Here is a 19,759-nt window from a genome sequence, read left to right on the forward strand (position 1 = left end):
TCCAGCCGCGACCGCAAGGCCGCGGCCCTGGGATCGCTTTGTCCGGCGCACCGCCACCCCCGCGCCGTTATCTGCCAGGAGAGACCCTCGATGTTGCCCGCACGCCCGTTCCGCCCCCGCTCCCGTTCCCCGCTGTCGCTGGCCGTGGCCAGCGTGCTGCTGGCCCTCGCCCTGCCCGCCGCCGCGCAGGACACCACCGCCCAGGACGGCGAGCAGACCCAAAAGGACAGCCAGGCCACCGACCTGGCCCGCATCCAGGTCACCGGTTCCAACATCAAGCGCACCGATGTGGAAACCGCCTCGCCGGTGCAGGTCATCAGCAAGCAGGAAATCGAGAACATGGGCGCGCGCACGCTGCTGCAGGTGCTCGACAACCTGCCGGCGGCGCGGCCGGCGCAGCAGGACTTCCGCTCGCTGTTCTCAGGCTCCGACGGCGCCTCGCAGGCCAACCTGCGCGGCCTGGGCGCGCAGGGCACGCTGGTGCTGCTCAACGGCCGCCGCCTGTCCTACTACGGCGCGCCGGCCGGCTTCCAGACCCAGTTCGTCAACATCGACGCCATTCCGGCCGCGGCGATCGAACGCATGGAAGTGCTCACCGACGGTGCCTCGGCCGTGTACGGCACCGACGCGATCGCCGGCGTGATCAACGTGATCACCAAGCGCGACTACCAGGGCGCCGAGATCAACCTGACCACCGACAGCTCCTCGCGCATCGACTCCTACGGCGAGCACCAGGCCAGCATCACCGGCGGCTTCGGCGACCTGGACCGCGACCGCTACAACGTCTACGGCTCGGTCAACTACTACAAGCGCGATGCGATCCCGCTGAGCGATGTCTACGACAAGCGCCCGGCGCAGTACTACGTCAACAATCCCAACTACCTGAAGAACCTGCGCCTGGGCACCGGCAGCAAGCCCGGCGAGTTCAATCCGGGCAGCTACTTCGCCTTCGACCCGGTCACCGGCAAGAAGGTGCAGGAGGCCGCGCCGGGCTGCAACAACGTGCTCACCGCCGAGGCCGCCGGCCCGCGCTGCATCTGGCAGACCTGGATGAACAACGAGATCGATGGCGGCGCGCAGTCCGAGCGCACCACGGTCTACCTCAACAGCCACTTCCTGGTCGGCGACACCACCGAGGCCTTCGCCGAGGGCACCTACACCGACATCGACCTGCGCGCCAACGGCGGCACACCGCGCGCGTTCAACACCACCACCGGCAATCCGACCAGCTGGTTCTCGCGCAATACCGGCACCACGGTCAACCAGTTCCTGTATCCGTATCTGGGGCCGAACAACGAATACAACCGCGCCAGCCCGGCGCTGAAGGCGATGATGGGCGGCGTGGTCGGCCTGCAGTACCTGCTGCAGGACGCCGGCGATGACTACTTCGGCCAGCGCAACACCGACAAGAGCTATCGCGTGGTCACCGGCCTGCGCGGCCAGCTGGGGCAATGGAACTGGGAGACGGCCTTCGCCACCGCCGGCAGCCACTCGGTCACCTACCAGACCGTCAACGTCAACCTGAAGGGCTTCGAGAAGGCCTTCGGCCCGTTCACCGTAGAGCCGGGCACCGGGCGTGTGATCATCTCCGACCATCCGGCGTACAAGTTCGGCGAGATCAGTGAGGCCAACGCGGCGCTGATCCGCGAGGCGTTCCCGACCTTCGACATCCAGTCCTGGACGCGCCTGCATACCCTGGACGGCAAGATCGAAGGACCGATCGCGCAGCTGCCGGCCGGCGAGATGCGCGCGGCGTTCGGCTTCAACGCCACCCGCGAGACCTTCTACACCCCGGGCAACCCGGACGCGGCCAATGGCCTGATCACCCAGCAGGGCGGCTCGTGGTTCGACGGGGCGCGCAACACCTATGCGCTGTTCGCCGAGACCGTGGCCCCGCTGACCGAGAAGCTGGAATTGGACGCGGCGTTACGCGCGGACAAGTACCCCAACTTCGACACCAACCTGGCGCCGAAGATCGGCCTGAAGTACCAGGCGCTGCCGCAGCTGATGCTGCGCGGCACCTACTCCGAGGGCTTCCGCGCGCCCAGCCTGGCCGAGGCCGGCACCGGCGGCGTGTTCGCCCAGCTCGGCGGCTACCGCGACGAGACCCGCTGCGCCGAGACCAACGCGATCGCCAACCTGCTGCTGCAGTCGCGGCGCGCCGGCGATGTGGACCTGGGCAATGCGCTGCTCAACAGCGACTGCAGCCGCACCGTGGCGCGCATGACCCAGCCCAACAAGAACCTGCAGCCGGAGAAGGCCAAGATCGCCACGCTGGGCTTCGTGTTCGAGCCCGTGCGCTGGCTGTCGGTGTCGGCCGACTACTGGTTCGTCTATCGCCGCAACGAGATCGTGGCGCCGGACTACAGCAAGCAGACCGACATCCTGTCGATGACCCGCTCGCCGATCACCGACGCCGACCGCGCCAACCTGGCGCAGCTGGCGGCCATGTGCGCCGACCCCAGCGCCGGCGTGGCCTGCCCCGGCACGTTGCCCGGCTACAGCGTGGGCAACGTGTCCGCCGTGGTGGGCCAGTACAAGAACCAGGGCAAGACGCTGATCGACGGCTTCGACATCGATGCGCGCAGCCAGTTCTCGCTCGGGGCCTGGGGCAAGTTGAACCTGGGCCTGGCCGCCACCATCGCGCGCCGCAGCGAGAGCTACATCGACGAGGAGTACCGCTGGTACTACGGCAACACCGTGGGCTACTACAACAACCCACGCCTGCGCGCCACGCTCAACGCCGACTGGACCTACCGGGCCTTCACCACCAGCCTGTTCTTCAACTACACCGGCGGCACCAAGTGGGGCTGGGACCGGATCGACGCTCAGGACAACAATGCCGATACCTGCACCGCCGGCTACCTGCCGCTGGAGAAGAGCAAGTGCGACGGCGCGCCGTCGTGGTGGACGGCCAACCTCAGCGTGGCCTGGCGCCGGACGCACACTGGAACGTGGGGCTGACGCTGAAGAACCTGTTCGACCGCAAGCCCTTCTACGATCCCAACAGCTTCCTGGGCGACTCCAGCGACTACGCCAGCATCTATGGGCGGGTGGTCAGCCTGCAGGCGGGGTACAAGTTCTGACCGGCGTGGGCCCCTCCCCTTGCGAAGCGGGGGGAGGCGGGGAGGGGTTGTCTCCGCGCGCGTAGTGGTAGAGCAACCGCTCCCCCTCCTCCCCCTTCGCCTACGGCGAAAGGCAGGGGCGGAAGCCGAGCAACACGTGGCACCGTTTCAACGCGCCGGCGCGCCGTGCCGGCTCATCGCATTCCAATGAAGAGGACACCGCATCCATGAACCGCAGAGACTTCATCGCCGCAGGCGGCCTGCTGGCGGCCACCAGCCTGTTGTCGGCCACCCCCGCCTGGGCGCGCGGCCGGCGGCTGCGCATGGGCGTGATCGGCACGGGCATGCGCGGCCAGGTGCATCTGACCGAGCTGCTGCGCCGCGACGATGTGGACGTGGTGGCGCTGTGCGACATCGAGCCGATCATGCTCGGACAGGCCCGAGGCGATGGTCGCCAAGGCCGGCAAGCCGGCGCCGAAGCTGTACGGCGCCGACGGCGATGTGAACGCGTGGAAGCGCCTGCTCGAGAACGCGCGGGCTGGACGGGGTCATCATCGCCACGCCGTGGGAATGGCACGCGCCGATGGCCATCGGCGCGATGCAGGCCAAGGTGGCGGTGGGCTGCGAGGTGGTCGCCGGCATCACCCTGCAGGACCACTGGGACGTGCTGGAGACCCAGCTGCGCACCGGCACGCCGTACATGCTGCTGGAGAACGTGTGCTACCGGCGCGATGTGATGGCGGCCCTGCAGATGGTGCGCGCCGGCCTGTTCGGCGAGCTGATCCACCTGCAGGGCGGCTACCAGCACGACCTGCGCGGGGTGAAGTTCAACGACGGCAATCCCGCCCACCCCTACGACAGCGGCGTGGAGTTTGGCCCCAAGGGCTGGTCGGAGGCGCGCTGGCGCACCGAGCATTCGGTCGAGCGCAATGGCGATCTCTACCCCAGCCACGGCATCGGCCCGTGCGCGATGTACACCGGCATCAACCGCGGCAACCGCTTCACCCGCATCAACGCCTTCGCCACCAAGGCGCGCGGCCTGCACGACTACACGGTGGAGAAGAGCGGCGGCACCACGCATCCCAGCACCAAGGTCACCTTCAAGCTGGGCGATGTGGTCACCACCACCCTGGCCTGCGCCAACGGCGAGACCATCCTGCTGCAGCACGACACCTCGCTGCCGCGCCCGTACTCGCTGGGTTTCCGCGTGCAGGGCACCAAGGGGCTGTGGATGGACCTCAATCACGGCGTCCATATCGAAGGCCGCAGCCCGCCGCACGAGTGGGAGGACTTCAAGGCCTACCAGGACCGGTACGAGCATCCGCTGTGGAAGCAGTACGCCGGGGATGCCGCCGGCGCGGGCCACGGCGGCATGGACTGGTTCGTCATGCACGCCTTCGTCGAGGCGCTCAAGGCCCAGGCGCCGATGCCGATCGACATCTTCGATGCGGTGACCTGGAGCGCGATCACCCCGCTGTCCGAGCAGTCCATCGCGCAGGGCTTCCAGACGCTGGACTTCCCGGACTTCACCCGCGGCCAGTGGCAGCAGCGCAAGCCGATCTTCGCCTTCGACGCGCGCTACTAGCCCGCACGACGCTTCACCTCCCGACGCCGCCCGGCTCTGCCTGGCGGCGTTTTTTTTGCTGTTCGTCCCGATGCGGGAGAGACGAATCAGTCGAGGGGCATTGGATTGAGGCGCGTGAGCGGACTTCGCCCTCCAGCCTCTATCCGGCACGCCCTCTTTGTAGAGCGGAGCTTGCTCCGCTGCGTTTCGGCCGGGTCATGGGGAAAGCCCCAGCGGAGCGAGCGCAGTTGACTCTTGATCGGACAGCCTCTTGCCCTGTGGGGTCAGCTGTCTCTTCCGACCACGTCACGCCCTCCTTGTAGAGCGGAGCTTGCTCCGCTGCGTTTCGGCCGGGTCATGGGGAAAGCCCCAGCGGAGCGAGCTCCGCTCTACACGTGGGAGCGCCCTTGTGGCGTTTTTCGGCCAATGGCGGACCCAACAACACGGGCCCTCCAACGCAACGAGCGAGGCAGCGGGCGCGCCACAAGCCCTCAATCGGGGAAAATTCCTTGCGCTCGAGGTCCGGCCCTTGGACCAAGGTAGTAGCCCAATGATCCGATATTCGCACCATCAAGCGAATATCGAACTTGAATGCTGCACTGCGATAAAACTAGCGTGTGCACCTGTCCTCACGGGTGCCGGATCGACGGCGGCCGTTGCCGCGGCATCACGCGCACCCCGCCCTTGCGGCATGCTGCGCGGCCCGCGCAGACACCCCTGTACCGCCGGAGATCCAGATGCGCCCCGTCCTCCTTGTCGCCAGCGGCCTGCTGGCCTGCCTGCCGCTGCTGGCCGCCGGCCATCAGGCCGAGCCCGATCCGGCCCCGCGCCAGGTGCTGAAGGTGGACCGCTACGACGATGACGAGGCCCCGGGCTCGCTGCGCTGGGCCATCACCACCGCCAACGCCGCCCCGGGCACCTACCGGATCGAGATCGCCGCGGTCGGCGCCGCGCCCTATGTGATCAAGCCGCGCGCGCCGCTGCCGGAGATCAAGGGCCCGGTGGCCATCGTCGGCCTGCCCTTCGCGCAGTCCGGCCAGTACGTGGCCATCGACGGCGCCGCCTATGTCACCGGCACCGGCACCCAGGCCTGCCCGGGCGCGGTGCCGGGCCAGTACGGCACCAACGTGCGCACCACGACCCTGCCGGGCCTGGTCCTGCGCGACACGCAAGGCGTCGAGCTGGCCGGGCTGGAAGTGCGCAACTTCTGCATCGGCGTGCTGATCAACCGCAGCCACGACAACTGGCTGCACGACAATCGCATCGTCGCCAACAAGGGCGGCGCCGGCGTGATGCTGACCGGCGACGACGGCAACGGCCAGTCCACGCCCACGACCACCGTGCACAACCGCGTGGTGCGCAACGAATTCATCGACAACGGCGATGGCCTGGAGCTGACCCGCGGCGCGGCCTGGAACCTGGTGGCCGACAACCTGTTCCGCTCCACCGACGCCAATCCCGAGCCCTCCCAGGGCATCGAGATCCTGTGGGGCAACGACAACCTGGTGCTGCGCAACCGCTTCGAGGACTACTCCGACGGCCTGCAGATCAACTGGGGCAACCGCAACACCATCGCCGCCAACACCTTCACCGGCAATTCCATCGGCGTCAGCCTGACCGGCCGCGACAACGTGGTCGACGGCAACACCATCACCGGCAACGGCATCGGCGTGGCGCTGCGCCCGCAGCCGGTGTCGCGGCCCAACCGGATCACCGGCAACGCGATCTTCGGCAACGGGCTGAAGATCGAGCGCTGCCAGGCCGGCGGCGCCTGCGTGCCGGGCCAGGCGCGCGGGGCGATCGTGTTCGGCGTGCCGGGGCTGGAGCATGCCGACTTCGTCGGCTCGCGCGGCGGCGGCGTGGAGAGCGATCCCGCCAAGCTGGCCAAGATCTGCAGCGCGCAGGTCACCGACCACTGCCAGCCCGCGCCCAACGACGGCCTGACCGCGCCGGTGGTCGAACAGGCCCGCCGCAGCGGCGCCACCCTGCAGATCCAGGGCCAGCTGCGCGGCACGGCCAACACCGTCCAGCGCGTGGAAGTCTTCGGCAACCCGCGCGCCACCGACACCGAGGCGGCCCGCTACCTGGGCGATGCCCTGGTGACCACCGACGCCCAGGGCCAGGCGCGCTTCTCTTTCGCCGTGCCGGCCACGGCCGATGTCGCCGGCGTCACGGCGACCGTGACCGCCGTGGACGGGGCCACCTCGCCCCTGTCCGCGCCACGCGCCGTGGTGCGCTGAAGTCCCTGCCCGACCGCCGCACCCGTAATTCCTTCGCATTCACAGGTCATCCCCCATGTCGTACGTCTCCCGATCCCTTCCCCGCGCCCTGACGCCGCTGGCGCTCGCCCTGCTGGCCACACCGCTGCTGGCCCAGGCGCAGGACCGCTTCGATGCGACCACCATGACCGGCGGCTGGAACGGCGAGCGCGCCGCGCTGGTGGACAAGGGCATCAGCCTGCGCGGCGACTACGTCGGCGAGGCGATGGGCGTGGTCGATGGCGGCCTGGACACCGGCGCGCGCTACGCGCAGCAGGTGCGCGTGGGCTTCGACCTGGACATGGGCAAGCTGGCCGGCTGGGACGGCGGCACCTTCCGCTTCACCCTCAACGACCGCCGCGGCCGCAGCACCTCGGCCGACCTGGTGGGCAACCGCTTCCCGATCCAGGAGGCCTACGGCGGCCAGTACACGCGCCTGTCCGAGCTCAGCTACGACCAGACCTTCAACGCCGGCCGCTCGTACTTCAAGCTGGGCTTCTACGCGATGGGCAACCAGTTCGGCCTGCTCAGCGCCGGCACCAGCTTCGTCAACGCCGCCTTCTGCGCGCACCCGCTGGCCATGAGCGGCAACAGCGGCTGGTACAACTACCCGACCGCGCGCTGGGGCGGTGAATTCGCCGAGCAGCTGACGTCCTCGGTGAACCTGCGCGCCGGCTGGTTCCAGGTCAATCCCAACCTGGGCGGCAACATCGAGCGCAACGCGTTCCGGCCCTTCGTCGAGGGCACCACCGGCTCGCTGTTCCCGGTCGAGCTGACCTGGAAGCCGGGCGCCGGCACGCTGTATCCGGGCGTGTACAAGTTCGGCGGCTATTACGACTCCTCGCGCGTGCCCAAGAAGGGCCTGGACACCAGCAGCGTCACCGGCCGCGACGGCGCCTACGTGCTGGCCGAGCAGAAGCTCTACACGCCGGGCAGCGACGCGAGCATCGGCCTGAATGCCTTCGCCGAGTACATGGTCTCCGACAGCGACACCGCCCAGCTCAAGCGCTGGTACGCCATCGGCGGGGTGTGGCAGGGCGTGGGCGCGCGCAGCAAGGACCGCATCGCGCTGGGCTACGTCGGCTCGGACATCAACCACCGTCTGCTCGATGCGCGCCGCGTCGCGCTGACCACCGCCGGCGTGCCGGCCGATTCGCCGCTGTTCGCGCTCACCGGCGCCGAGGAGCTGTACGAGCTGTCCTACAGCTTCCAGGTCAATCCGTGGCTGATGCTGCGCCCGGATGTGCAGTACATCACCAACCCCGGCACCTTCTCCTACGCCCAGACCGACAACGCCTTGGCCGTCGGCCTGCAGGCCAAGATCACCTTCTAAAAGACGCCGCATCGCACGCCATCGCTCCCGGGAGGGACTTGAGATGAAGCTCCGCCGTACTACCCTAGCCGCCCGCATGCTGCTGGCCCTCGCCCTGATGGCCGGCGCCGCCACCGCCGCCAATGCCGCCGACATGACCAACGCGTCCACCCCGCCCGCCGTCCGCACCATCGCCGTCAAGGGCGTGCAGATCGGCCAGGGCGCGCCGAAGACCATCGTGCCGATCACCGGCAAGACCGCAGCCGAGCAGCTGGCCCAGGCCCAGCGCATCGGCGCCAATGCCGATACCGACGTGGTCGAGTGGCGCATCGACTACCTGGACATCGCCAGCGATGCCAAGGCCCTGGTCAAGCTGGCCCCGCAGATCGCCGCGGCGGCGGGCGGCAAGCCGGTGATCCTGACCTTCCGCACCAAGGCCGAGGGCGGCGCCACCGCGATCGCCGATGCCGACTACGGCAAGCTCTACGCCGCGCTGATCAAGGCCCGTGCCGCCGACCTGTACGACGTGGAGATGTTCCGCGACCGCGCGGTGGTTGAGGCCATCGTCGCCGCCGCGCACGCGGCGGGCGCCTACGTGGTGATGTCCAACCACGACTTCCACGCCACGCCGGACACGGCCGAGATCGTCGCCAGGCTGCGCCAGCAGCAGGCCCTCGGCGCGGACGTGTTGAAGATCGCGGTGATGCCGCAGAACCCCGGCGATGTCCTCAAGCTGCTCGATGCCACCTGGCAGCTGCGCCAGAGCAGCGACCGGCCGCTGCTGACCATGTCGATGGGCCCGGTGGGCGTGGTCTCGCGCCTGTCCGGCGAGACCTTCGGCCAGGCCATGACCTTCGGCATGATCGGCACCGCCTCGGCGCCGGGCCAGATCGAGGTCGGCGCGCTGCGCGGCATCCTGACCACGCTCGACAACGCCACCAAGAAGCCGCAGTAACGCTGCACACGGGCGTTCTCGACGCGAGCGCTGCGCTATCGGCGCCGCGTCGGCCAGCCCGATTGAAGGAGTCGCCATGGCCCACGCCACAGCCCCCAACGCCCCGCTCACCCTGCAGTCGATGAGTCCGTTCCAGTGGCTGGCCATCGCCATCTGCGTGCTGCTCAACATGCTCGATGGCTTCGATGTGATGGTGATGGCCTTCGCCGCGCCGCACGTGTCGGCCGACTGGGGCCTGAGCGGCAAGGAGCTCGGGCTGATGCTCAGCGCCGGCCTGGTCGGCATGGCCGCCGGTTCGCTGGTGCTCGCGCCGCTGGCCGACCGCTACGGCAGGCGCGCGATGATCCTGTGGTGCCTGGTGATCCTGACCGTGGGCATGGCGCTGTCCGGCCTGGCGCGCAATGCCTGGCAGCTGGCCGGGCTGCGCGTGTTCACCGGCCTGGGCATCGGCGGCATGCTCGCCGGCGTGGGCGTGATCACCGCCGAATACGCCAGCCCCAAGTGGCGCAGCACCGCGGTGGCGCTGCAGGCCACCGGCTATCCCATCGGCGCCACGCTGGGCGGGCTGATCGCCACGGTGCTGCTGGAGCGCTGGGGCTGGCACGCGGCGTTCTTCTTCGGCGCGCTGGCCTCGCTGCTGTGCATTCCGGTGGTGCTGGCGCTACTGCCCGAGTCGCTGGACTTCCTGCTCAGCCGGCGCCCGCCCGACGCGCTGGCCCGGCTCAACGCGCTGCTGGCGCGCATGCGCGCCCCGAAGCTGGACGCGCTGCCGCCGGTGCCGCCGGCGCCGGAAAAGGCCGGCTACGCGGCGCTGTTCACCCCGCGCCTGCGCCGCAACAGCGTGCTGATCGCGCTGGGCTTCTTCATGCACATGTTCGCCTTCTACTTCGTGCTGAGCTGGACGCCCAAGCTGCTGGTGCAGGCCGGGCTGTCGGCCGAGCAGGGCGTCACCGGCGGGGTGCTGCTGAACCTGGGCGGCATCATCGGCGGGGCCTTGTTCGGCTGGCTGGCCGCGCGCTTGGCCCTGCCGCGGCTGACCGCCATCAGCTTCCTGATCGCCGCGCTGGGCATGGTGGTGTTCGCCTCGCTGGGCACGCAGCTGCAGCTGGCCTTCCCGGTGGCCTTCGTGATCGGCGCGGCGCTGTTCGGCTCGATGGCCGGCCTGTACGCGGTGGCGCCGATCGTGTTCGAGCCGACCGTGCGCACCACCGGCCTGGGCTGGGCGATCGGCATCGGCCGCGTCGGCGCGATCCTCTCGCCGATGACCGTCGGCGTGCTGGTCGACGCCGGCTGGCAGCCGGCCAACCTGTACTACGTGCTGGCCCTGCCGCTGCTGGTGGCCATCGCCGCGGTACTGACGATGCGTCTGCAGCCGGCGCGCTGAGCTCCGGCGCGGACGGGCGGATGCCGGCCAAGGCGAGGCATTCGACTTTGGTCCAGTTTGTGCGAATAACGAACTTAAAACCGATATTCGGATTGACGCGATTTTTCGCGCGGTCCACCTTGACGGCCCGCGCGGCTTGCGCGCGCGGACTGTCCAAGCGAGAGGATGCGACTTCGATGTCCCTGATTGCCCAAGCGCGCGCGGCCGGCGGCGGCGCGGTGATGCCATGATCGACAAGACCCTGCCCTCGTGCGCGGCGGCGGTGGCCGACATCCGCGACGGCGCCACCGTGATGATCGGCGGCTTCGGCACGGCCGGGATGCCCGATGCGCTGATCGAGGCGCTGATCGAGCACGGCGCGCGCGAGCTGACCATCGTCAACAACAACGCCGGCAACGGCGAGACCGGTCTGGCGGCGCTGATCAAGCACAAGCGCGTGCGCAGGATCGTGTGCTCGTTCCCGCGGCAGAGCGACTCGCAGCATTTCGATGCGGCCTACCGCAATGGCGAGATCGAGCTGGAGCTGGTGCCGCAGGGCAACCTGGCCGCGCGCATACACGCCGCCGGCAACGGGCTGGGCGCCATCTTCACCCCGACCGGCTACGGCACCGAACTGGCCGCCGGCAAGGAAACCCGCGAGATCGACGGCAGGCACTACGTGCTCGAGTACCCGATCCACGCCGACGTCGCGCTGATCAAGGCGCACCGCGGCGATCGCTGGGGCAACCTGGTGTACCGCAAGACCGCGCGCAACTTCGGCCCGCTGATGGCCATGGCGGCCAAGTGCACCATCGCCCAGGTCCACGAGGTGGTCGAACTCGGCGGGCTCGATCCCGAGGCCGTCGTCACCCCCGGCATCTTCGTCCAGCGCGTGGTCGCGGTCGGCCACGAGGAGGCCCGCGCATGAGCGACTACCAGCGCATGACCCGCGAACAGATGGCCGCGCGCGTGGCGCGCGACATCCCCGAGGGCGCCTACGTGAACCTGGGCATCGGCCTGCCCACGCAGGTGGCCAACTACCTGCCGGCGGACAAGGAGATCTTCCTGCAGAGCGAGAACGGCCTGCTCGGCATGGGCCCGGCGCCCGCGCCGGGCCAGGAGGATCCGGATCTGATCAACGCCGGCAAGCAGCCGGTGACGCTGCTGACCGGCGGCTGCTATTTCCACCACGCCGATTCGTTCGCGATGATGCGCGGCGGCCATCTGGACATCTGCGTGCTGGGCGCCTTCCAGGTGTCCCAGCATGGCGACCTGGCCAACTGGAGCACCGGCGCGCCCGACGCCATCCCCGCCGTCGGCGGCGCGATGGACCTGGCCATCGGCGCCAAGCAGACCTACGTGATGATGGATCTGCTGACCAAGACCGGCGAGAGCAAGCTGGTCGCCGAATGCAGCTATCCGCTGACCGGCCTGCGCTGCGTCAGCCGGGTCTACAGCGACCTGGGCGTGTTCGACCTCGGCCCCGACGGGGCGCGCGTGGTCGAGCTGGTCGATGGCCTGTCCATCGAGGAACTGCAGCGCCTGACCGGCCTGACCCTGGCGCACTGAACGGAGCAAGCGCATGAGTGAAGTCTTCATCGTCGATGGCATCCGCACGCCCGTGGGCCGCTATGGCGGCATCCTGAGCGGCGTGCGCGCCGACGACCTGGGCGCGGTGCCGCTGGCGGCGCTGCTGGCGCGCCACCCCGACCTCGATCCGGCCGCGATCGAGGACGTCTACCTGGGCTGCGCCAACCAGGCCGGCGAGGACAACCGCAACGTGGCACGCATGAGCCTGCTGCTGGCCGGCCTGCCGGTCAGCGTGCCGGGCAGCACGGTCAACCGCCTGTGCGGTTCGGGCCTGGATGCCATCGGCACCGTCGCACGCGGCATCCGCGCCGGCGAGCTGGGCCTGGCCATCGCCGGCGGTGTGGAGTCGATGTCGCGCGCGCCGTGGGTGATGGGCAAGGCCGAGAGCGCCTTCGCCCGCAACCAGCAGATCGAAGACACCACCATGGGCTGGCGCTTCATCAACCCGAAGATGAAGCAGCTCTACGGCGTGGACCTGATGGGCGAGACCGCCGAGAACGTGGCCGCGCGCTACGGCATCTCGCGCGAGGACCAGGACGCCTTCGCCCTGCGCAGCCAGCAGCGCACCGCCGCCGCGCAGGCGGCCGGCTTCTTCGCGGGCGAGATCACACCGGTCACCGTCCCCGGCAAGAAGCGCGGCGAGACCATCGAGGTCGGCGTGGACGAGCATCCGCGCGCCGACACCACGCTCGAGGGCCTGGCCAAGCTCAAGCCGATCTTCCGCCAGCCCGGCACGGTCACCGCCGGCAACGCCTCGGGCATCAACGACGGCGCCGCCGCGCTGCTGCTGGCCAGCGCCGAGCAGGTGCAGGCGCTGGGCCTGCCCCCGCGCGCACGCGTACTGGGCTTCGCCAGCGCCGGCGTGGAGCCGGCCTACATGGGCATGGGCCCGGTGCCGGCCACGCGCAGGCTGATGGCGCGCCTGGGCCTGTCCATCGGCGACTTCGACGCGATCGAACTCAACGAGGCCTTCGCCGCCCAGGGCCTGGCCTGCCTGCGCGAACTCGGCGTGGCCGACGATGCCGCCCACATCAACGCCAATGGCGGGGCGATCGCCCTGGGCCATCCGCTGGGCATGAGCGGTGCGCGCATCACCCTGACCCTGCTGCGCCAGCTCGAGGCCAGCGGCGGCCGCCGCGGACTTGCGACCATGTGCATCGGCGTGGGCCAGGGCGTGGCGCTGGCGATCGAGCGGGCTTGAGTGGCCCGAGGATCGTTCTGCCTCGTAGAGCGGAGCTTGTGGCAATCCCCTTTTGGGGACTCCGCTGAGGCCTTCCCCGAGCATCGCCCCGTCCTGTAGAGCGGAGCTTGCTCCGCTGGGGCCTTCCCAACGAGCTGAACACCAGCGCGTCTTTGGCGTGAAGCAAAATCAACAACAGCAACAACAACAACAGCAACAGCAGCGGAGCCCCCAAAAGGGGATTGCAACAAGCTCCGCTCTACATGAAGCAACAGCGGCGCCTCGGTGTCGCCCAGCCAACGGAGCCCGCGATGCGCGATTCCCCCCTTTCCGGTTACCGCAAGCCATACCCCGGCTCGCAACCGCCCTACATCCACCCGCCCTACGCCTCCACGGTGCTGCGCGGCGTGGGCAGCGACCCCATCGCCATCCCGGTGACGCTGTCGGAAGTCACCGGCCCCACGCTGGACCGCCTCACCCTGGGCGAGCATGCGGCCGACCTGACCGCGGGCTTCGCGGGCGAGCCGCTGGGCGAGCGCATCATCGTCTCCGGCCGCGTGCTGGACGAGAACGGCAAGCCGGTGCGCAACACCGTGGTCGAGGTCTGGCAGTGCAATGCCGCCGGCCGCTACCTGCACGCCGGCGACCAGCACGACGCGCCGCTGGACCCCAACTTCAAGGGCACCGGCCAGGTCCTGACCGACGCGCACGGCCACTACCGCTTCAAGACGGTCAAGCCCGGCGCCTACCCGTGGCGCAACCACTACAACGCCTGGCGCCCGGCGCATCTCCATTTCTCGCTGCATGGCGCGGGCATCGGCCAGCGCCTGGTCACGCAGATGTACTTCCCGGGCGATCCGCTGCTGGCCTTCGACCCGATCTACAACTGCGTGCCCGACCCGCAGGCCAAGGCGCGCATGGTCTCGGCCTTCGACTGGGAGACCACGCAGAACGAGTACGCGCTGGGCTATCGCTTCGACATCGTGCTGCGCGGCCGCAAGCAGACCGTCTGGGAGTAACGCATGAGCCTTCAATCGACCCCGTGGCAGACCGTCGGCCCCTACTACCGTCTGGGGCTGGAGCCGCTGTACCACACGCAGATCGCCCCGCCCGAGGCCAAGGGCGAACGCATCACCATCACCGGCACGGTCTACGACGGTCTGGGCACGCCGGTCAGCGATGCGGTGCTGGAGCTGTGGCAGGCCGATGCCGACGGCATCTACGACCATGCCGAGGACCCGCGCCGCGACGCGCACGACCCGGCGTTCCACGGCTGGGGCCGCGTGCCGACCGACGCGCAGGGGCGCTTCTCCTTCAGCACCATTAAGCCGGGCCGCGTGCCGGGCCTGAAGGGGGTCGCGCAGGCGCCGCACCTGGTGGCGCTGGTGTTCATGCGCGGGCTGCTCAAGGCGGCGCCGACGCGCATCTACTTCTCCGACGAGGCCAGCAATGGCGAGGACGGCATCCTGGCGCTGGTGCCGGAAGCGCGCCGCGAGACGCTGATCGCGCGGCAGACGGCGCCGGGGCAGTATGCGTGGGATGTGAAGATGCAGGGTGAGCGGGAGACGGTGTTCTTCAGCTACTGAGCGCCGCTTTTCGCTCTTTGCATTAGCGGTTGCTGTTGATTTGGCGGTTGCGGTTGCGGTTGCTTTGCTTCACCTGTCTGAGCCGTAAAGCGAGCCGAGCATCGCAGGAAGACGGGGCCGAAGAGTCGCCCTGTTTGAGCGAAGCGAGTTTGGGCGACGTGCCCCGTCTTCCGAGAAGCGCAGGGGACCGCCGCGCAGCGGCGGCTCGCGTCCCGGCGAGAAGCGGTTTTGCTTCCTTTTGACAAGACAAAAGGAAGTCGCGCCGCAGGCGCGAAAGCTTTGCACTTGGCGCGCCGCAGGCGCGTTGCTCTTGTCCAATCAGTGCTGCGCCAGTTCTTAGCCAAACTTGAATTTAATTTGCAAACAAAACTTGAACGCCGTGCGGGCGCTTTTCAAAAGCAAAGCTTTCGCACGGCTTCGCCGCGCGAGCTACTTTTGTCTTGTCAAAAGTAGCCAAAACCGCTTCTCGCCGGGACGCACGCCGACGCTGCGCGTCGGTCCCCTGCGCTCCTCGCGAAGCAGGGCACGGCGCCCAAACTCGCTTCGCTCAAACAGGGCGCCTCTTCGGCCCTGCTTCGCTGCGGTGCTCGGCGTGCTTTACGGCTCAGACAAAAAGCGAAGTGCAACAGCAACAGCAACAGCAACAGCAACAACTAAAGCAACGGCAACGGCAACGGCAACGGCAACGGCAACGGCAACGGCAACATGCTGTTTGACGTCATCCTTCCTGCCATCAGCCCACCATAATCCCATCAAGCCTCACACCAAAGACCCGCATCGATGACTTCCCGCCTGCTCGCCCCCCTGTTCGGCGATCCCGACATCGACGCCCTGTTCGATGACCGCGCACAGCTGCAGGGCATGCTCGACTTCGAGGCCGCGCTCGCCCGCGCCGAAGCGCGCTGCGGCGTGATTCCCGTCAGCGCCGTCGGCCCCATCGCCGAGGCCTGCCGGGCCGATGACTTCGATCTGGACGCCCTCGGCGCGGCCACCGCACTGGCCGGCAACCCCGCCATCCCGCTGGTCAAGGCGCTCACCGCCAAGGTGAAGGCACATGACGAAGATGCCGCACGCTGGGTGCACTGGGGCGCCACCAGCCAGGACGTGATCGACACCGGCACCGTGCTGCAGCTGCGCCAGGCGCTCGACACCCTGACGCCCAAGCTCGACCGGCTGTGCGCCATCCTGCGCACGCTGGCGCAGGCCGAGCGCGACACCGGCCTGCCCGGCCGCACCCTGCTGCAGCAGGCCGTGCCGGTCACCTTCGGGTTGAAGGCCGCCGGTTGGCTCGATGCGCTGCAACGCGCGCAACGACGCCTGCAGGCGCTGCGCGCCGACGCGCTGGCGCTGCAGTTCGGCGGCGCGGCCGGCACGCTGGCCTCGCTCGAGGACCGCGGCCTGGACGTGGCCGAGGCGCTCGCCCGGGAGCTGGAGCTGCCGCTGCCCGCCCTGCCCTGGCACACCGCGCGCGACCGCATCGTCGAGGTCGGCACCGCCTTCGCGCTGCTGGCGGGCGCGCTGGGCAAGATCGCCACCGATATCGTGCTGCTGATGCAGTCCGAGGTCGGCGAGGCCTTCGAACCCAGCGGCGCCGGCAAGGGCGGCTCCTCGGCGATGCCGCACAAGCGCAACCCGGTTGGCTGCGTGGCGGCCATCGCCGCGGCCACGCGCGTGCCGGCGCTAGTGTCCACACTGTTCGCTGCCATGAGCCAGCCGCACGAGCGCGCGCCGGGCCAGTGGCATGCCGAGTGGGAAACGCTGCCCGAACTGATCCGCCTCACCGCCGGCAGCCTGGCGCAGATGACCGTGGTGCTCGATGGCCTGCAGCTGGACCGCGCACGCATGGCCGCGCATCTGGACAGCTTCGGCGGCCTGCTCTACGCCGAGGCGGTGTCGGTCGCGCTGGCCGCCACGCTCGGCAAGTCCGCCGCGCATGCGCTGGTCGAGGCCGCCGCCAAGCGCGCGATCGGCGAGCACCGCCACCTGCGCGAGGTGCTGGCCGAAGATGCGCAAGTCAGCGGCTTGCTCGATACCGCGCGCCTCGACGCGCTGTTCGCCGCCGACAGCTGGCGCGGCATGAGCGACACCTGGATTGACCGCGTGCTCGCGGCCGATTGATCCCTTTCCCGCGACGGAGCCAACCATGGCATTTCTCGACCTGCCCACTCATCGCCTGCACTACCGCATCGACGGCGCCGAGGGCGCGCCCTGGCTGACCTTCTGCAACTCGCTGGGCACCGACCTGTCGATGTGGGACCCGCAGGTGGCCGAACTGGCACGCGACTTCCGCATCCTGCGCTACGACCGTCGCGGCCACGGCCAGTCCACCGCGCCCGCCGGGCTTTACACGATCGACCAGCTCGGCGGCGACGTGGTCGCGCTGTGGGACGCGCTGGGGATCGAACGCACGCACTTCTGCGGGCTGTCCATCGGCGGGCTCACCGGGCAATGGCTGGGCCTCAACGCCGCCGACCGGCTGGCACGGCTGGCGGTGTGCGCCACGGCCGGCAAGATCGGCACGGCCGAGAGCTGGGAGGCGCGCATCGCGCAGGTGCGCGCGCAGGGCCTCAAGGCACTGGCCGAGGGCACGGTGATGCGCTGGTTCACCGAGCACTACACCGACACGCACGAGGAACAGGTGCGCGCGGTGCTGGACACCTTCCTGGCGACCTCGCCCGAGGGCTATGTCGGCTGCTGCAACGCGGTCGGCCAGGCCGACTTCCGCCACGACCTGGCCGGCATCGCCGTGCCGCTGCTGGCCATCGCCGGCGACGACGACCCGGTGTGCCCGCCGGCCGACCTGCAGTTCATCGCCCAGCACGTGGCCGACGGCCGCTTCGCCCAGGTGCCGGGCCGCCACATCTGCAATCTCGAATCGCCGGCCGCCTTCACCGCCGCGCTGCGCGACTTCCTCACCGCCTGAAGCCTTCGAAGGACCCCACGATGGACGAACAAGCCCGTTACGAAGCCGGCCTGGCCGTGCGCAAGGCCGTGCTGGGCGAGGCGCACGTGCAGCGCTCGCTGGACGCACGCACCGACTTCACCCACGAGTTCCAGCACTTCATCACCCGCGCCGCCTGGGGCGAGGTGTGGACGCGCGACGGCCTGCCGCGGCACACCCGCTCGCTGCTGACCATCGCGATGATGGTCGCACTGGGCCACGACGAAGAGTTCAAGCTGCACATCCGCGCCGCCCGCAACAACGGCGTCAGCGCAGACGAAATCAAGGAAGTGCTACTGCAGACCGCGATCTACTGCGGCGTGCCGGCCGCGAACCACGCCTTCGCCCTGGCCAAACCGATTCTGGAAGAGCAGGCGGCCGAGTCGGCCAAGTGAGGCTTTGGTCGGTGTGACCCGCAGAGCCAATGCGTTCTGCGCATCACCCTTGGCGATTTGAAACGGCGCTCTTCGCGCGATCCCGCACAGGTAGCTCAAAAGAGAAGCACGAGCGAGAAGCGCAAAGTCCCTGGATTCCCGCTTTCGCGGGAATGACGATCTGAAAAGACTGCTTCGGCCCCGGCTCCCCGCCCAGGCCCCGTCCCCGCCTCCGCCCCACCTCCCGCTGTCGCTGTCGCTGTCGCTGTCGCGGTTGCGGTTGCGGTTGCGGTTGCTCGCAGCCTCTGCTTTTGCAGTTGCCTTACCTGTCTGAGCCGTAAAGCACGCCGAGCACCGCAGCCTGATCGGGCCGAAGAGGCGCCCTGTCTGAGCGAAGCGAGTTTGGGCGCCGTGCCCGATCAGGCGAGGAGCGCAGGGGACCGACGCGCAGCGTCGGCGTGCGTCCCGGCGAGAAGCGGTTTTGGCTACTTTTGACAAGACAAAAGTAGCTCGCGCCCGCAGGCGCGAAAGCTTTGCCCTTGGCGCGCTGCAAGCGCGATGCCTTTCGCCTTTGATACCGCCATCCAGGCGCTCAACTCAACACCGCCCCCAACCGCGCCGCCGCCTGCCGCAACGGCGGCAACAACTGCGCATGCATCGTCTGCAGACTCACCCGTCCCGCCTGGGTCCCGATGTTGAGCGCCGCGATGACCGCCCCGGCCCGGTTGCGCACCGGCACCGCGATCGAGCGCAGGCCGATCTCCAGCTCCTGGTCGGTCAGCGAAAGCTCCTCGCGCCGCACCTTGGCCAGCACCTCGAGCAGCTCGGTCGGATGGGTGATGGTGCGCTCGGTGCGCGGGCGCAGCGGATTGCGCTCCAGATAACCTTCCAGCGTGTCCGGAGGCAGCGAGGCCAGCAGGATGCGGCCCATCGAGGTGCAGTACGCCGGCAGGCGGCTGCCCGAACGCAGGCCGATGGACATGATGCGCACCGTCTCGGCGCGCGCCACGTACAGCACGTCGTCGCCGTCGAGCACGCCCAGCGAGCAGGACTCGTGCACGGCATCGCGCAGCGCGTCCAGCACCGGCTGGGCCGCCACCGCCAGCGGCGCGGAGGCCACGTAGGCGCCGCCGATGCCCAGCACGCGCGGCAGCAGCACATAGCCGCGGCCGTGCTCGCCCACGTAGCCCAGCTTGGCCAGCGTGTACAGCGCGCGCCGCACCGCCGCGCGCGGGATGCCGGTCTCGGCGCTGATCTGCGACATGGTGACCTCGCGCCCGTGCTGGGCGAACACGCTCAGCACGGCCATGCCGCGCGCCAGCGAGGTCATGAAGTCCGGGTCGCCCTGGGCGGCGTCGATCTGCCGCATGATCTCGCGCGCCAGGCCGCGCTCGGCGATCGCCGAAGCCGGAGCGGGCTTGCGGCGAGCGCGGGGCTTGGAAGAGTCGGTCATCGGCGGGCGAGTCTGCGGGCGGGCGGAGCGCCATGGTAGCGGCGCGCGCGGCGGGCGCCCAAACGAGAAGCGGCGGACCGGTGAAGGTCCGCCGCTCGTTGCTGCGTTAACGCCGGCG

Annotated in this window: 14 protein-coding genes and 2 pseudogenes; 14 read left to right on the plus strand and 2 right to left on the minus strand. The window is 69.4% G+C overall.

From position 1 onward, the window contains the following. Positions 1-90 precede the first annotated feature (90 nt). From ACFJIT_RS15135 to pcaG, 11 genes and pseudogenes are all read left to right on the plus strand, one after another. Positions 91-3,086 (plus strand): annotated as a pseudogene (locus tag ACFJIT_RS15135) (TonB-dependent receptor domain-containing protein). A gap of 206 nt (positions 3,087-3,292) precedes the next feature. Beyond that, positions 3,293-4,650 (plus strand): annotated as a pseudogene (locus tag ACFJIT_RS15140) (Gfo/Idh/MocA family protein). Between the two features lie 716 nt (positions 4,651-5,366). Then, positions 5,367-6,869, plus strand: coding sequence for a NosD domain-containing protein (locus ACFJIT_RS15145; RefSeq protein WP_379654109.1), 1,503 nt, complete (start codon positions 5,367-5,369; stop codon positions 6,867-6,869). A gap of 55 nt (positions 6,870-6,924) precedes the next feature. Next, positions 6,925-8,220 carry a carbohydrate porin gene (locus ACFJIT_RS15150; RefSeq protein WP_379654110.1) on the plus strand — a complete coding sequence of 432 codons (1,296 nt, stop codon included), beginning with the start codon at positions 6,925-6,927 and terminating at the stop codon, positions 8,218-8,220. Positions 8,221-8,296: 76 nt separating this feature from the next. Next, entirely contained in the window at positions 8,297-9,154 is an 858-nt protein-coding gene (aroD, locus tag ACFJIT_RS15155) for a type I 3-dehydroquinate dehydratase (RefSeq protein ID WP_379654111.1), read from the plus strand. A 76-nt stretch (positions 9,155-9,230) separates the two neighbouring features. Continuing rightward, positions 9,231-10,538 (plus strand): MFS transporter, encoded by a 1,308-nt coding sequence (locus ACFJIT_RS15160; protein WP_379654112.1) that lies wholly within the window; start codon positions 9,231-9,233, stop codon positions 10,536-10,538. Positions 10,539-10,764: 226 nt separating this feature from the next. After that, entirely contained in the window at positions 10,765-11,445 is a 681-nt protein-coding gene (locus ACFJIT_RS15165; RefSeq protein ID WP_130530196.1) for a 3-oxoacid CoA-transferase subunit A, read from the plus strand. After that, on the plus strand, positions 11,442-12,086 hold the full coding sequence (locus ACFJIT_RS15170) for a 3-oxoacid CoA-transferase subunit B (protein ID WP_379654113.1): 645 nt from the start codon (positions 11,442-11,444) through the stop codon (positions 12,084-12,086). Before ACFJIT_RS15165 ends, ACFJIT_RS15170 begins: the two co-directional genes overlap by 4 nt. Positions 12,087-12,099: 13 nt before the next feature. Continuing rightward, a complete protein-coding gene (pcaF, locus tag ACFJIT_RS15175; RefSeq protein ID WP_379654114.1) occupies positions 12,100-13,308 on the plus strand; it encodes a 3-oxoadipyl-CoA thiolase in 1,209 nt (402 codons plus the stop codon). A 290-nt stretch (positions 13,309-13,598) separates the two neighbouring features. Continuing rightward, complete coding sequence (gene pcaH, locus ACFJIT_RS15180; protein WP_379654115.1) at positions 13,599-14,306, plus strand: protocatechuate 3,4-dioxygenase subunit beta; 708 nt, start codon at positions 13,599-13,601, stop codon at positions 14,304-14,306. Positions 14,307-14,309: 3 nt separating this feature from the next. Beyond that, positions 14,310-14,873: a protocatechuate 3,4-dioxygenase subunit alpha gene (pcaG, locus tag ACFJIT_RS15185; protein WP_340648061.1), complete on the plus strand. Its 564-nt coding sequence runs from the start codon at positions 14,310-14,312 to the stop codon at positions 14,871-14,873. Between the two features lie 597 nt (positions 14,874-15,470). Here pcaG and ACFJIT_RS15190 read toward each other — a convergent pair. Continuing rightward, positions 15,471-15,626 carry a hypothetical protein gene (locus tag ACFJIT_RS15190; RefSeq protein ID WP_379654116.1) on the minus strand — a complete coding sequence of 52 codons (156 nt, stop codon included), beginning with the start codon at positions 15,624-15,626 and terminating at the stop codon, positions 15,471-15,473. Between the two features lie 27 nt (positions 15,627-15,653). Between ACFJIT_RS15190 and ACFJIT_RS15195 the strand changes: the two genes are divergently transcribed. The 3 genes from ACFJIT_RS15195 to pcaC are packed head-to-tail and all read left to right on the plus strand — an operon-like array spanning position 15,654 to position 18,209. After that, positions 15,654-16,991, plus strand: coding sequence for a 3-carboxy-cis,cis-muconate cycloisomerase (locus ACFJIT_RS15195; RefSeq protein WP_379654117.1), 1,338 nt, complete (start codon positions 15,654-15,656; stop codon positions 16,989-16,991). Positions 16,992-17,016: 25 nt separating this feature from the next. Beyond that, positions 17,017-17,796, plus strand: coding sequence for a 3-oxoadipate enol-lactonase (gene pcaD / locus ACFJIT_RS15200; RefSeq protein ID WP_379654118.1), 780 nt, complete (start codon positions 17,017-17,019; stop codon positions 17,794-17,796). Positions 17,797-17,816: 20 nt separating this feature from the next. After that, complete coding sequence (gene pcaC, locus ACFJIT_RS15205; RefSeq protein WP_130523941.1) at positions 17,817-18,209, plus strand: 4-carboxymuconolactone decarboxylase; 393 nt, start codon at positions 17,817-17,819, stop codon at positions 18,207-18,209. 571 nt (positions 18,210-18,780) lie between these two features. On the opposite strand, the gene ACFJIT_RS15210 is transcribed toward pcaC, so the two are convergent. After that, positions 18,781-19,641, minus strand: coding sequence for an IclR family transcriptional regulator C-terminal domain-containing protein (locus ACFJIT_RS15210; RefSeq protein ID WP_130514733.1), 861 nt, complete (start codon positions 19,639-19,641; stop codon positions 18,781-18,783). Positions 19,642-19,759 lie beyond the last annotated feature (118 nt).

It is taken from the genome of Pseudoxanthomonas sp. UC19_8 (assembly GCF_042700505.1).
Classification (GTDB): Bacteria; Pseudomonadota; Gammaproteobacteria; order Xanthomonadales; family Xanthomonadaceae; genus Pseudoxanthomonas_A; species Pseudoxanthomonas_A winnipegensis.

Coding starts and splice junctions, on each gene's coding strand:
- ACFJIT_RS15145 (WP_379654109.1), top strand. CDS start 5,367: ATGCGCCCCGTCCTCCTTGTCGCCAGCGGCCTGCTGGCCTGCCTGCCG.
- ACFJIT_RS15150 (WP_379654110.1), top strand. CDS start 6,925: ATGTCGTACGTCTCCCGATCCCTTCCCCGCGCCCTGACGCCGCTGGCG.
- aroD (WP_379654111.1), top strand. CDS start 8,297: ATGCTGCTGGCCCTCGCCCTGATGGCCGGCGCCGCCACCGCCGCCAAT.
- ACFJIT_RS15160 (WP_379654112.1), top strand. CDS start 9,231: ATGGCCCACGCCACAGCCCCCAACGCCCCGCTCACCCTGCAGTCGATG.
- ACFJIT_RS15165 (WP_130530196.1), top strand. CDS start 10,765: ATGATCGACAAGACCCTGCCCTCGTGCGCGGCGGCGGTGGCCGACATC.
- ACFJIT_RS15170 (WP_379654113.1), top strand. CDS start 11,442: ATGAGCGACTACCAGCGCATGACCCGCGAACAGATGGCCGCGCGCGTG.
- pcaF (WP_379654114.1), top strand. CDS start 12,100: ATGAGTGAAGTCTTCATCGTCGATGGCATCCGCACGCCCGTGGGCCGC.
- pcaH (WP_379654115.1), top strand. CDS start 13,599: ATGCGCGATTCCCCCCTTTCCGGTTACCGCAAGCCATACCCCGGCTCG.
- pcaG (WP_340648061.1), top strand. CDS start 14,310: ATGAGCCTTCAATCGACCCCGTGGCAGACCGTCGGCCCCTACTACCGT.
- ACFJIT_RS15190 (WP_379654116.1), bottom strand. CDS start 15,626: ATGGGATTATGGTGGGCTGATGGCAGGAAGGATGACGTCAAACAGCAT.
- ACFJIT_RS15195 (WP_379654117.1), top strand. CDS start 15,654: ATGACTTCCCGCCTGCTCGCCCCCCTGTTCGGCGATCCCGACATCGAC.
- pcaD (WP_379654118.1), top strand. CDS start 17,017: ATGGCATTTCTCGACCTGCCCACTCATCGCCTGCACTACCGCATCGAC.
- pcaC (WP_130523941.1), top strand. CDS start 17,817: ATGGACGAACAAGCCCGTTACGAAGCCGGCCTGGCCGTGCGCAAGGCC.
- ACFJIT_RS15210 (WP_130514733.1), bottom strand. CDS start 19,641: ATGACCGACTCTTCCAAGCCCCGCGCTCGCCGCAAGCCCGCTCCGGCT.